Annotated in this window: 11 protein-coding genes; all 11 read left to right on the forward strand. The window is 46.3% G+C overall.

The genetic code is table 11. The annotated features are described in order from the left end of the window. Nucleotides 1-478 precede the first annotated feature (478 nt). Entirely contained in the window at nt 479-3,979 is a 3,501-nt protein-coding gene (locus I4V84_RS12960; protein ID WP_187565827.1) for a DNA polymerase III subunit alpha, read from the forward strand. 206 nt (nt 3,980-4,185) lie between these two features. After that, complete coding sequence (gene pfkA, locus I4V84_RS12965) at nt 4,186-5,175, forward strand: 6-phosphofructokinase (protein ID WP_173718340.1); 990 nt, start codon at nt 4,186-4,188, stop codon at nt 5,173-5,175. A gap of 296 nt (nt 5,176-5,471) precedes the next feature. Then, on the forward strand, nt 5,472-6,764 hold the full coding sequence (locus I4V84_RS12970) for a potassium transporter TrkG (RefSeq protein ID WP_243284098.1): 1,293 nt from the start codon (nt 5,472-5,474) through the stop codon (nt 6,762-6,764). Between the two features lie 75 nt (nt 6,765-6,839). Further along, entirely contained in the window at nt 6,840-7,496 is a 657-nt protein-coding gene (locus I4V84_RS12975; RefSeq protein ID WP_148463321.1) for a TrkA family potassium uptake protein, read from the forward strand. A 15-nt stretch (nt 7,497-7,511) separates the two neighbouring features. Next, nucleotides 7,512-8,294 (forward strand): RNA methyltransferase, encoded by a 783-nt coding sequence (locus tag I4V84_RS12980; RefSeq protein ID WP_118583958.1) that lies wholly within the window; start codon nt 7,512-7,514, stop codon nt 8,292-8,294. 88 nt (nt 8,295-8,382) lie between these two features. Beyond that, nucleotides 8,383-8,817, forward strand: coding sequence for an NfeD family protein (locus I4V84_RS12985; RefSeq protein WP_173717395.1), 435 nt, complete (start codon nt 8,383-8,385; stop codon nt 8,815-8,817). A gap of 1 nt (nt 8,818) precedes the next feature. Then, the gene (locus I4V84_RS12990; RefSeq protein ID WP_195379314.1) at nt 8,819-9,763 is read left to right on the forward strand and encodes a stomatin-like protein; all 945 of its coding nucleotides are present in this window, start codon (nt 8,819-8,821) and stop codon (nt 9,761-9,763) included. A 151-nt stretch (nt 9,764-9,914) separates the two neighbouring features. After that, nucleotides 9,915-10,916, forward strand: coding sequence for an ornithine carbamoyltransferase (gene argF / locus I4V84_RS12995; protein WP_195992439.1), 1,002 nt, complete (start codon nt 9,915-9,917; stop codon nt 10,914-10,916). A gap of 111 nt (nt 10,917-11,027) precedes the next feature. Beyond that, nucleotides 11,028-11,891: a biotin--[acetyl-CoA-carboxylase] ligase gene (locus tag I4V84_RS13000; protein ID WP_243284099.1), complete on the forward strand. Its 864-nt coding sequence runs from the start codon at nt 11,028-11,030 to the stop codon at nt 11,889-11,891. 126 nt (nt 11,892-12,017) lie between these two features. Next, nucleotides 12,018-12,368 carry a DUF6145 family protein gene (locus tag I4V84_RS13005; protein WP_118583962.1) on the forward strand — a complete coding sequence of 117 codons (351 nt, stop codon included), beginning with the start codon at nt 12,018-12,020 and terminating at the stop codon, nt 12,366-12,368. A 128-nt stretch (nt 12,369-12,496) separates the two neighbouring features. Continuing rightward, entirely contained in the window at nt 12,497-13,501 is a 1,005-nt protein-coding gene (gene dusB, locus I4V84_RS13010; RefSeq protein WP_330637359.1) for a tRNA dihydrouridine synthase DusB, read from the forward strand. Nucleotides 13,502-13,572 lie beyond the last annotated feature (71 nt).

Genomic DNA, 13,572 nt, shown 5'->3' on the forward strand with positions numbered 1-13,572 from the left:
CGCTCCTGAAATGCGCGGCTTGCGAATATACATTGCAAAATCGCTGGTTACTGGAAAGGGAAGAAAGAAACAGTAACGACAACAACGCGGGTGGGGTGAAGTAGTTGGTATCCCGCAACTTTATTATTTTTTGCCAATCTATCGTTACCAAAAAAGTATAGGGAAATCACTCACTCACCCTCCCCCTTCGTAAAAAGTTCTTATATAACATCAGTCCCAGCCAGTACACAGCATTTGGACAATGTGTATTACTCCAGCGAGCCATTTCAGGCGCGCTCTTAGCGGAGGCGAAATCCAGCGCTTACGGAGACTTATGCGTGAGGGCTCTCCCGAACGCATTAGTCGCAGTTAGCGATTAGTTCGCTGGAGCGTTGCGCCGGCGAGTGAGTAATACACATTGCCCAAATGCGTCCCTCCTGAAAAACTTTTCACCCTCCCAACACACTAAATAGCAAATTTGCGAAGAAGGAGACACACAATGGCTTTTACCCACCTCCACGTCCACACCGAATACTCCCTGCTGGACGGTTCCAATAAAATAAAAGAATATGTTGCCCGTGTAAAGGAGCTTGGGATGGACAGCGCGGCCATCACAGACCATGGGGTCATGTACGGCGTCATCGATTTTTACCGGGCAGCGAAAGCAGCCGGAATCAATCCGATCCTTGGCTGCGAAGTCTATGTAGCCCCTGGTTCCCGCTTCGACCGCGAGATCGGCAGTGGCGACGACCGTTACTACCATCTGGTACTTCTTGCCGAGAACAACCAGGGCTACCAGAACCTTATGAAAATTGTATCCAAAAGCTTTAAAGAAGGCTTTTACTATAAACCACGAGTAGACCTGGAGCTTCTCCGGGAATATCACGAAGGTCTCATCGCGCTGAGCGCCTGCCTGGCCGGTGAAGTAGCCCGGTTCCTTAACAGAGGAATGTACCCGGACGCTAAGAAGGCGGCCCTCCGCTATCAGGAAATTTTCGGCGAAGGCAATTTTTTCCTAGAGCTTCAGGATCATGGAATTCCGGAACAGCAGAATGTAAACCAGCAGCTTCTGCGCATGCACCAGGAGACTGGAATTGACCTGGTAGCCACTAACGATATTCATTACACCTACAAAGAAGATGCTGATCCTCACGACATTCTTCTGTGTCTCCAGACAGGGAAGAAGCTGTCCGATACAGACCGTATGCGCTACGAAGGCGGTCAGTACTATGTGAAATCCGAGCAGGAAATGGCGGCACTTTTCCCATATGCACTGGAAGCCTTGGAGAACACACATAAAATAGCAGAGCGCTGCCACGTAGAAATTGAATTCGGAGTTACCAAGCTGCCAAGATTCGACGTTCCCGAGGGCTACACCTCCTGGGAATACTTGAATAAGCTCTGCTTCGAAGGGCTGGAGCGCCTGTACGATCCGGTTACCCCAGAGCTACGGGAGCGACTGGAATACGAGCTGAACACTATCAAAAATATGGGCTATGTTGACTACTTCCTCATTGTGTGGGATTTCATCCATTATGCCCGCAGTAATGGCATTGAAGTAGGTCCCGGACGAGGCTCCGCAGCCGGAAGTATTGTTGCATATACCCTTGGAATCACCTTACTTGATCCAATCAAATATGACCTTCTGTTTGAACGTTTCCTGAATCCGGAGCGAGTATCCATGCCTGATATTGACGTGGATTTCGGATTTGAGCGAAGACAGGAAGTAATCGACTATGTTGTACGGAAATACGGCAAAGACTGTGTGGTTCAGATTGTTACATTCGGTACTTTGGCAGCCCGCGGTGTTATCCGTGATGTAGGCCGTGTCCTCGATATGCCATATGCCCAGGTAGACTCCATTGCGAAAATGGTTCCTGCCAAAATACCGAATGTGAAGCTTGTCACAATCGACAAAGCCATGGAAGTAAACCCGGAACTGAAAAAAGCATACGACGAGCAGCCGGATGTGCATCATCTGATTGACATGGCCAAACGTCTGGAAGGTCTTCCAAGACATACCTCCATGCACGCTGCCGGAGTTGTAATCAGCCAGAAAGACGTCTCCGAGTATGTGCCCCTTTCCCGCGCGCAGGACGGAACCATTGTCACCCAGTTTGTCATGACAACTCTTGAGGAGCTGGGACTTTTGAAAATGGATTTCCTTGGCCTTAGAACCCTGACTGTAATCAACAACGCAGTAAAAAATGTAAAGAAAAATTACGGCATATCCCTTGATATGCAAAAGATAGATTATAATGACCAGAAAGTGCTGGATTCTCTTGGAACAGGTCGTACTGACGGTGTGTTCCAGCTGGAAAGCGGCGGAATGAAAGGATTCATGAAAGAACTGAAGCCACATAGCCTTGAGGATGTAATCGCCGGAATTTCCCTGTACCGCCCAGGCCCTATGGACTTTATTCCCCAGTATATCCGCGGCAAGAACCGTCCAGACACCATCCACTATGATTGTCCTCAGTTGGAGCCAATCCTGAAGGCGACTCACGGTTGTATCGTGTACCAGGAGCAGGTTATGCAGATCGTACAGAGCCTTGCAGGATTTACCCTGGGACGAAGTGACCTTCTCCGCCGGGCCATGTCCAAGAAGAAACTTAACGTTATGGAAAAAGAACGCCAGGCTTTTGTCTATGGAAACGAAGCGGAAGGTGTTCCCGGCTGTATTAAAAATGGAATTGATGAGAAAATTGCAAATAAGATCTACGATGAAATGATCGATTTTGCACAGTATGCATTTAACAAATCCCATGCTGCGGCATACGCCTATGTTACGTATCAGACTGCCTTTCTGAAATACTATTATCCGGTAGAATATATGGCTGCGCTGATGACCTCCGTAATCGACAAGCCTACCAAGGTTGCCGAGTATATTCAGGTCTGCCGTCAGATGAACATTCCAATCCTGCCGCCGGACATCAACAAAGGCGAGTATGGCTTTTCCGTATCAGGAGGCTCGATCCTCTATGCGCTTTCCGCAATCAAGAGCGTAGGGCGTCCGGTCATCGAGGCTATTGTTGCAGAGAGAAAAGAACATGGCGAGTACCTTTCCGTGAAGAACTTTATTGAGCGGAATATGGAAGCTGTGAACAAGCGTGCCATTGAGAACTTTATCAAGGCCGGTGCTCTGGATTGTCTGGAAGGAAACCGTCATCAGAAGATGGTCGTTTTTGGTCAGATCGTAGATGACATTTCCCGAAACAAGAAGCAGTCTATGGCAGGGCAGCTCAGCTTATTCGACATTGCCAGCGAAGATGAAAAAAAAGAATTTGAGATTCGTATGCCGAATCTGGAAGAATATGACAAAGAGACGGTTTTGTCCTACGAAAAAGAAGTCCTTGGCATATACTTGAGCGGCCATCCCCTGGATCGCTACCGTAATATGATGGAAAAAATGATTTCCGCAAGAACTATCGATTTCCAGCCATCAGATGAAGATGACCGTGAAGGTGGTGAACCGGATGAGTCAAAAGTACGGGACAATCAGAAAGTCATCATCGGAGGCATGATCACAGAGAAAAACGTGAAGTATACCAAGACAAACAAAGTGATGGCGTTTCTTACCGTGGAGGATCTGGTTGGAACTGTAGAAGTCATGGTTTTCCCAAGAGATTATGAGAAATGGCAGAATATGATCAATGAGGATGCCAGGGTATTCATCCAGGGACGCGTATCTGCCGAGGATGACAAGGCCAGCAAGCTGATCCTGGAAAAGGTACGGTCATTCTCCGATATTCCGAGAGAACTCTGGATCCAGTTTGAAAGTAAGGATGATTACAGCCAGAAAGAAAAAGGGCTTCTGGAGGATCTACGGAATTCTCAGGGTACAGACACTGTCGTTATTTATCTGAAAGATGTAAAAGCAATGAAAAAACTGTCTGCTGCATACCATGTAAATCTGCAGGATGAATGGCTTGCACAGATGAGTAAAAAATATGGTGAAGGCAATATCCGGGTTGTAGAAAGAGCTCTGAAAACGCTTTAAAGTGAAGAATCAGACAGGTATATGGAAAATTATGGTAAAATCACGGAAAACAGAGTGTAATTTCGGCAATTACTTAAGGAAAGAGTCTTGAAAAACCTTTGAAAATGCTATAAACTAATGCTGAATATGTGTATAGAAAAACGAGGGCGTTTCCACTGAAAATGGAGACACAGCTCCCGACGATTCATAAGATGGAGGAGATTATTATGGCAGAAAACAAAATTAAGACCATTGGTGTCCTTACCAGTGGCGGTGACGCTCCTGGAATGAACGCTGCAATCCGTGCAGTTGTAAGACGTGGACTTTCCAGCGGACTTAAAGTAAAAGGTATCCAGAAGGGCTATAACGGCCTTTTAAACGAAGAGATCATCGATATGACAGCAAGAGATGTATCCGACACCATCGAGCGTGGTGGTACAATTCTTTACACTGCAAGATGTGCCGAGTTCCGCACAGCGGAAGGACAGCAGCGTGGTGCAGAGATCTGCCGCAAGCACGGTATTGACGGACTTGTTGTAATCGGTGGAGACGGTTCCTTTGCCGGAGCACAGAAGCTTGCTAACCTTGGAATCAATACAATCGGAATTCCAGGAACCATCGACCTTGACATTGCATGTACAGAGTACACCATCGGTTTTGATACCGCTGTTAATACAGCTATGGAAGCAATTGACAAGGTTCGTGATACATCTACTTCCCATGAGAGATGCAGTATCATCGAGGTTATGGGACGTGGAGCCGGCTGGCTTGCACTGTGGTGTGGTATTGCCAACGGAGCCGAGGATGTTCTGATCCCTGAGAAGTATGACTATGATGAGCAGAAGCTGATCAATAACATTATTGAGAGCCGTAAGATGGGTAAGAAACACCACATCATCATCAATGCAGAGGGTATCGGCCATTCACAGGCTATGGCAACTCGTATCGAGGCTGCTACAGGAATCGAGACACGTGCTACTATCCTTGGTCACATGCAGCGTGGTGGAAGCCCAACATGTAAAGACCGTGTATATGCATCCATGATGGGTGCTATGGCAGTAGACCTTCTTCTGGAAGGCAAGAAGAGCCGTGTTGTTGGATACCGCCATGGTGATTTCGTTGATTTCGATATCAATGAAGCTCTTGCAATGGAGAAGAGCGTCACTCCATATATGTGGGAGGTTTGTGAGTCCCTTTCTCATAACTATAGGAAATAACAGTGATAATACGGTTCACTTGTCTCAGGGCATATTTCCGACTGGGTTTTACAGTATGTGATACACATTTTGCAGAAATCCTTTGAGCTATGTGCCGACGGCAGGTGAACCGTAATTATAAAAGAGTCATTGTTCCTGACATTCTGCAGCAGAATATTTTGCAAAAGATGCTGAGGGCAGTGGCATAAAGGAAGCTTATGTTCATTCAAAACCTGCAATATAAATTGCATAAACTGAATACGGCACAGATCATTACCCTCAGCTTTGCGGGGGTAATTTTTGTAGGAGGATTAATTTTGTGGCTGCCTTTCTGTACGGCAGCAGGCCAGAACACTTCGTTCTCAGATGCTATGTTTACAGCCACCACCTGTGTATGTGTAACCGGTCTTGTAACTGTGACCACAGCCACTCACTGGAGCCTGATCGGCAAGCTGGTGATCCTTTTGCTGATCCAGATTGGCGGAATTGGTCTGATCGCTCTTGCCAGCATTATTTTTATTTCCCTGAATAAGAAGATCAGTCTGAAGAACCGCAGAATGATCCAGGAATCCTATAATCTGGAGCAGATGTCCGGTCTGGTAACAGTGGTGAGAAAAGTGGTTCTCTGCGTATTTGCAGCGGAAGGAATCGGAGCCGTCGGCTATGCATTCTGCTTTGTACCAGAGCTTGGACTGGTGAAAGGTCTGGGGCAGGCTGCTTTTACAGCAGTTTCAGCCTTTTGCAACGCAGGAATCGATCTCTTGGGAGAGAACAGTCTGGCAGACTATGTAACCAATCCTCTGGTGAATGTGACAACGATGGGATTGATTATTGCTTCTGGACTTGGCTTTAACGTATGGTGGGATCTTGGAAAAAGAATAAAGCTGGTTTTTCAGAAGAAGCTTTCTCTTGGCAGATTATTCCGGACCCTTCGTCTGCAGAGCAAGCTGGTTTTGACTACAACCGGGATTTTGCTCCTTGGTGGGACAATCTGTATTTTGCTGTTTGAGTATAAGAACCCGGACACACTGGGAAGTCTGTCCTTTGGACAGAAGCTGATGGCAGCGGCATTTCAGTCTGTGACCACAAGAACTGCAGGATTTTTTACAGTTGATCAGGGGGCGCTGACCAGCGGAAGTGTAATGATCTGTCTGTTTCTTATGCTGGTTGGAGGTTCTCCTATGGGGACTGCCGGCGGAGTGAAGACGACTACACTTGCAGTGCTTGTGCTGAGTATTATTGCCAACCTTCGGGGAAAAAAGGATGTAGAGGTTTATGGGAGAAAGATTCGCAGCAGTTATATCCGTTCTGCGCAGGTAGTTGTGGGAATGGCGGTTAGTGTGCTGCTTATTTCCGTGCTGGGGATTTTTGCAATTATGCCGGATGCACCCTTTGTGGATGTGCTGTATGAGCTTACTTCTGCAATTGGAACCGTAGGTCTTTCCAGAGGACTGACCGCGGTCCTGAATACACCGGCCAAATGGATCGTTATTTTTACCATGTATCTTGGAAGAATCGGTCCGCTGACACTGGGCGCGGCGGTTGTATCCCGTGCGCAGAAGCGAACGAAAGATGTACATCTGGCAGAAGAGAATATTATGATAGGATAGAAAATGGCGTCTGTGGACGACATTATCCCGCATGAAAGTCCGTTGCTTTCATAGCAGATTTTAAAGGAGATTAGAATGAGCGGAAAATCCTTTGCAGTCATTGGATTGGGGCAGTTTGGAATGACCCTGGCGAAAGAGCTTGCGAATGCAGATTATGATGTTTTGGCAATTGATGATAAAGATGAGAATATTCAGGAAATTGCAGATACTGTCACTTATGCAGTTCGTGCAGATGTGCGCGAGCCTGGAATTCTGAAATCCCTGGGCGTGCAGAACGTAGACGTTGCGATTATTGCGGTTGCAGAAAATATGGAAGCCAGTATTACAGCTACCATGCAGGTGAAGGACCTGGGCGTCCCGCTTGTTCTGGCGAAGGCAATGAATTCCCTTCATGGCCGGATCCTGGAGAAAATTGGTGCTGATCAGGTAATATATCCGGAGCGTTCCATGGGCATCCGCGTTGCCCGTAATTTTACAGCCAGTGGATTTGAGGATGTGTTTGAGCTTTCTACGGAGTTCAGTATGGCAGAATTCCGGATCCCGGATGAATGGGTGGGGAAAAGTCTTTCAGAGATCAGGCTCCGTGAGCAGCATCATATAAATCTGGTTGCAGTGAAGCATGGAGATTCTGTAAATGTAAACCTGAATCCTGCGGAGAAGCTGGAAGCGGGTTGTATTCTGGTTGCAGTAGGAAAGAACGAGGATTTGAATAAATTCCGAAAGCCGCTGTAACAGGGAGGATAATTTATGATAACCAGTGCAAATAATACACAGGTGAAAAATATCATACAGTTAAACCAGAAGGCCAAGGCCCGCAGGGAACAGGGGTTGTTTGTGGCTGAGGGACGGAAAATGTTCGGGGAAGCTCCAAAGGACTGGATTTCCAGGGTTTATGTGACAGAATCCCTGACTGCAGATGAGTCCCTGATGAAGCAGGTCATGGAGCTTCCGGAAGAAAAAAGAGAAATTGTGGCAGATAATGTTTTCCGCCAGATGTGTGATACCAGGACTCCACAGGGAATTCTTACAGTTCTGAAGAAACCGGTGTGGACTGTGGAAGATATTTTAAAAGGAGATGCTCCTTTGGTAATGGTTCTTGAGGATCTTCAGGATCCGGGAAATGCAGGGACTATTTTCCGAACAGGTGAGGGTGCTGGTGTTTCCGGTGTTTTTCTTACGAAAACCTGCGTAGACATTACAAATCCAAAGGTCATCCGATCAACTATGGGATCTGTTTACAGAATGCCTTTCCTATATGTGGAGGATGTGGTATCATTAAAAGCAGAACTGGAGCAAAAAGGTATCCGTACCTTTGCAGCCCACCTGAAAGGAAAAAATTCCTATGATCAGGAGGATTATCAGGGCGGCACAGCATTTCTTATTGGAAATGAAGGAAACGGGTTGACGGAAGAGGCAGCAGAAGCTGCTGATTGTCTCATCCGGATCCCCATGTGCGGCAAGGTGGAGTCCTTGAATGCAGCTATGGCTGCAGGAATTTTGATGTATGAGGCTGCAAGGCAGAGACGGTAGGGTTAGCTGATCTGGAATCTGTCTGCTGAAGTATATCTGATGACGTATGGCAGATTTTGACAATCGCTTATCTGAAAGGGGGAGTCTTATGGAACCAATTATCTGGCTGGGAGTCCTGGCTGTGCTTCTGGTTATTGAAGGGCTTACCACGGCACTTACTACGATCTGGTTTGCAGGAGGCGCACTTGCTGCCGCTATTGCAGCCGGCATTGGAATGGGAATCGTGCCGCAGCTTCTTCTGTTTTTCTGTGTTTCACTGGTGCTGCTGTTTTTTACAAGACCGGCAGCTCTGAAGCTTATGAGAAAAGACACAGAGAAAACAAATGTGGAAGGTCTTCTTGGAAAAAAGGCTGTCGTGATCCAGAAGATCAATAATCTGGCCCAGACAGGCCAGGTTCGCATCAATGACATTGAATGGATGGCCCGGACATCCGATGACAGCGTAACAATTCCGGTTGACACTGTAGTAATCATAAAAGCAGTCCACGGCGTTAAATTGATCGTGGAGCCAAAGGAGGCGTAATATGGGAAGTATCTTATTTTTGCTGATCGTCATCATTCTGGTGCTGTGGATCCTGGCATCCTGCATCCGCATCGTACCCCAGGCATATGCGATCGTACTTGAGCGTTTAGGCGCTTACCAGGCAACATGGGGAACCGGCGTACACTTCAAACTTCCATTTGTAGAGCGTGTGGCAAGAAAAGTCAATCTGAAAGAGCAGGTTGTAGATTTCCCACCACAGCCAGTTATCACAAAAGATAACGTAACCATGCAGATTGATACTGTTGTATTTTTCCAGATCACAGATCCGAAGCTGTACGCATACGGCGTTGAGAATCCGATCATGGCTATCGAGAATCTTTCCGCGACTACATTGCGTAACATTATCGGTGATATGGAACTGGATGAAACCTTGACCTCCCGTGAGGTGATCAATACCAAGATGCGTGCTTCCCTTGACGTGGCAACTGATCCATGGGGAATCAAGGTAAACCGTGTAGAGCTTAAAAATATCATTCCTCCGGCTGCTATTCAGGAAGCCATGGAGAAACAGATGAAAGCAGAGCGTGAGAGACGTGAGGCAATCCTGATCGCAGAAGGTGAGAAGAAATCCACCATCCTTGTTGCAGAGGGTAAAAAAGAATCTGCAATTCTTGATGCCGAAGCTGAGAAACAGGCTGCTATCCTTCGCGCGGAAGCGCAGAAAGAGCGCATGATCAAAGAGGCGGAAGGTCAGGCAGAGGCAGTTCTGAAGGTTCAGAAGGCGAATGCAGAAGGTCTTCGTATGATCAAGGAGGCAGGTGCTGACAATGCAGTTCTTACCCTGAAGAGCTTCGAAGCTCTTGCGAAAGTGGCAGACGGCAAATCTACCAAGATTATTATCCCGTCAGAGCTCCAGAATCTGGCAGGACTGGCAGCTTCTTTGAAGGAAGTTGTTGTGGATGAAAAGGATAAAAAAGAAGAGTAACATTCTTGAAACAAGAAATTAATGAGATGAAAGCCGACGATGGTAGTCTGAAAAGTGAAAAATTGAAAGACTTGTACGACAGTTTACTGTAAAGCATGGCAGAAAGAAAAATGGTGCCAGGCACTATACCTGGCACCAGAGGAGGATTATTATGAACTTAAAAGGCAGAAATTTTTTGACACTGAAAGACTTTACACCAGAGGAAATTCTGTATCTTCTTGATTTATCCGCTGAGTTAAAGGCAAAGAAAAAAGCCGGTGAGCTTACCGAGTATTACAAGGGCAAAAATATTGCCCTGATCTTTGAGAAAACCAGTACCAGAACACGTTGTTCCTTCGAGGTGGCAGCCCATGATCTGGGAATGGGAAGCACCTATCTGGATCCAACTGGCTCCCAGATCGGCAAGAAAGAGAGCATTGCAGATACTGCAAGAGTTCTTGGAAGAATGTATGATGGTATCGAGTACCGTGGATTTGGTCAGGAAATTGTAGAAGATCTTGCAAAATATGCAGGAGTTCCGGTTTGGAACGGTCTGACAAACGAATATCATCCAACACAGATGTTAGCAGATATGCTTACCATCCGTGAGCATTTCGGATATCTGAAAGGAATCAAGCTGGTTTACATGGGCGATGCCCGTTACAACATGGGTAACTCCCTAATGGTAGCCTGCTCCAAGCTTGGTATGCATTTCGTAGCCTGCACAAGTAAGAAATATTTCCCAAATGAGGAGCTGGTTGCTCAGTGCAAAGAGTACGCTGCAGAGTCCGGCGCAACCATTACTCTTACAGAGGATGTAGAGGCTGGAACGAAGGACGCATACGTTATTTACACAGATGTATGGGTATCCATGGGTGAGCCGGATGCAGTATGGGAAGAGAGAATCCATGATCTGACACCATACAAGGTAACCTCTGCAGTTATGAAGAATGCAGGGGAGAAAGCAATTTTCCTTCACTGTCTGCCGGCATTCCATGATCTTAAGACAAAGATTGGCAAAGAGATGGGCGAGCGCTTCAATCTGACAGATATGGAAGTAACAGACGAAGTATTCGAGTCTCCGGCTTCTAAGGTATTTGATGAGGCTGAGAACCGTATGCATACCATTAAAGCGGTTATGGTTGCTACACTGGGAGAGCCTGAGAATAAATAATTCGGCTTCCAGATAACAATGAATTAATGAATTCCGATTGTTTCTACGTTCTTATGTACTACTTTTTATCCTCTGGATAAGATGTATCATTTATTCAAAGAACCTGGACGATTGGGAGTTATAGAAAGGGTATCTGAAATGATTTCCGAAAAAGAATCATATGAAGAAATTGGCACGGGCAGTATCTATAACGAAACCACAATTGCAGATCAGATACATACAAAATGGGCGGGCAAAACCGTCCATTTTGCAAGAGAAACAGATTCTACCAATTTGTGGATCAAGCGTCTGGCGAAGGAAGGCGCATCAGAGGGAACTCTTGCACTGGCAGAATTTCAGTCAGCAGGAAGAGGAAGACTTGGCAGATCCTGGGAGGTACCAGAGGGTACGTCGGTTATGATGAGCATTCTTCTCAGACCGAAATTTGAACCTCAGTATGCACCAACCCTTACCCTTGTAATGGGTATGGCTGTGGCGAAAGCAGTGAAGAATCTTGGATTTGACGTAAGTATCAAATGGCCCAATGATGTGGTGGTTTCCCACAAAAAAATATGCGGAATCCTTACCGAAATGGGGGTTCGCGCTGGAAAAATTGACTATGCAGTCATCGGAGTGGGAATTAATGTAAATATCAAAGAGTTTCCGGAGGAGATGGCAGACAAGGCTACATCTCTTTATCTGGAGAGCGGCAAGGAATTTGACAGAAGCCAGATTCCCGGGCTTGTGATGGAAGCTTTTGAGAAATACTATGAAAAATTTGCAGCGACCTGTGACCTCAGTGGGCTGAAAGAGGAATATGAAAGTATTCTTGCTAATTACAATCAGCCGGTGCGTGTGCTGGCGAAAGAGCCGTACGAGGGCGTGGCCAGAGGGATTACAGATGGCGGAGAGCTGTTGGTAGAGAAAACTGATGGAACGATTGTAGCTGTCAGCGCCGGTGAGGTTTCGGTTCGCGGGCTGTATAGCTATGTGTAAGGCTATTGTTTAGGCACATTTTTGCAAATGATATTCCCCACTGATTGCGATAATCCTACAGTGAATGGGGCATATCACTTGCGAAAATGTTGTTGACACAGATGAAAACAGAAAGGTGGGACTTAATTGTATCAGGAGAATGTAGTACTTTGCGGCGCAAGCGCTTATGAACAGAAATATTATTTTAATAAAGACTTTGATTCTCTGCCAGATCATGTGAAGAAAGAACTGCAGATCATGTGCGTTCTTTTTACAGAAGAGATTGGCGGAATTTTCACATTGGAGTTTGATGATCATGGAAATCTGCAGTTTAAAACAGAGGCTACGGAAGCTGATGGATTTTATGATGATATTGGCGGTGCATTGAAGATTAAAAAGCTGCGTGTAGAGAAAGAGGAGCTTCTGGAATCTCTGGAAATGTATTATCGTGTGTTCTTCCTTGGGGAAGATGTGGATAAAGAGAAGACAGAAGAGTAAGCTGTGTGGATAAATTGATAAACAGGGAAAATAGCAGCTCATCAGATGTGATATTTGAGTTTGCGAAGCGAGTAATTGTTGAAAGGGTTGAATAGTTACACATCAAATATGAAAGTAATTAAGGTGATATGAGTAGTAATTTAGATTCTAAGTTGAGATATGAGCTTCCAAAGAAGATGAAGTGGAAAATTGGAAATGTAGAGATCCCTAACCGGTTCGTCCTGGCACCAATGGCGGGCGTTACCGACCTGGCTTTTCGCAGGCTTTGCAAGGAGCAGGGCGCTGGGCTTCTCTGCATGGAGATGATCAGTGCCAAGGCTATTTCCTATAAGAACAAAAATACCAGGGCTCTGATGGAAATCGACCCGGTGGAGCATCCTATTTCCATGCAGCTCTTTGGCAGTGAGCCAGAGCTGATGACGGAGGTGGCGAAGGAAATCGAGGAGGAGCCTTTTGACATTCTGGATATCAATATGGGATGCCCAGTGCCGAAGGTGGTAAATAACGGTGAGGGTTCTGCTCTTTTGAAAAATCCGGATCTGATCGTGAAGATTGTGAAAAGCATTTCTTCTGCCATTCAGAAGCCATTGACAGTGAAAGTTCGTATCGGTTTTGAGAATGAGCCGGTGGATATTGTGGAGATTGCAAAGCGCGTGGAGGATGCCGGGGCAGCAGCTATTGCAGTTCATGGACGGACACGGCAGCAGTATTATTCCGGGATAGCAGACTGGGAGACCATTGCCAGGGTTAAAGAAGCAGTTTCCATTCCGGTGATTGGAAATGGGGATGTGGATTCGCCGAAAAAAGCAGAGAAACTTTTTCGGCAGACCGGATGTGATGCGGTGATGATCGGGCGTGCTGTGGAAGGAAATCCATGGATATTTCGGGAGATGAATCACTATTTTGCAACAGGGGAAGAGCTGGCAAGACCTTCTCTGGCAGAGGTGAAAGCGATGATTCTGAAGCATGCGCGGGCTCAGATTGAAATGAAGGGTGAATTCATCGGAATCCGGGAGATGCGCAAGCATGTGGCATGGTATACAGCAGGGATGCCCCACAGTGCAGGGCTTCGTAGGGAGTCCAATAATATTGAGAGTTATGCGGATCTGGAGAAGCTGCTGGAGAGATTATAATTATGTTCAGTGGATCCGATTCTGCAAGAAATCATTTCAAATGTAGTGTTGACCAGATGAGTGGAAAACCG

The sequence above is a fragment of the Ruminococcus sp. 1001713B170207_170306_F1 genome, assembly GCF_015668065.1.
Lineage (GTDB): Bacteria > Bacillota > Clostridia > Lachnospirales > Lachnospiraceae > Blautia_A > Blautia_A faecis.

Coding starts and splice junctions, on each gene's coding strand:
- I4V84_RS12960 (WP_187565827.1), top strand. CDS start 479: ATGGCTTTTACCCACCTCCACGTCCACACCGAATACTCCCTGCTGGAC.
- pfkA (WP_173718340.1), top strand. CDS start 4,186: ATGGCAGAAAACAAAATTAAGACCATTGGTGTCCTTACCAGTGGCGGT.
- I4V84_RS12975 (WP_148463321.1), top strand. CDS start 6,840: ATGAGCGGAAAATCCTTTGCAGTCATTGGATTGGGGCAGTTTGGAATG.
- I4V84_RS12980 (WP_118583958.1), top strand. CDS start 7,512: ATGATAACCAGTGCAAATAATACACAGGTGAAAAATATCATACAGTTA.
- I4V84_RS12985 (WP_173717395.1), top strand. CDS start 8,383: ATGGAACCAATTATCTGGCTGGGAGTCCTGGCTGTGCTTCTGGTTATT.
- I4V84_RS12990 (WP_195379314.1), top strand. CDS start 8,819: ATGGGAAGTATCTTATTTTTGCTGATCGTCATCATTCTGGTGCTGTGG.
- argF (WP_195992439.1), top strand. CDS start 9,915: ATGAACTTAAAAGGCAGAAATTTTTTGACACTGAAAGACTTTACACCA.
- dusB (WP_330637359.1), top strand. CDS start 12,497: ATGAGTAGTAATTTAGATTCTAAGTTGAGATATGAGCTTCCAAAGAAG.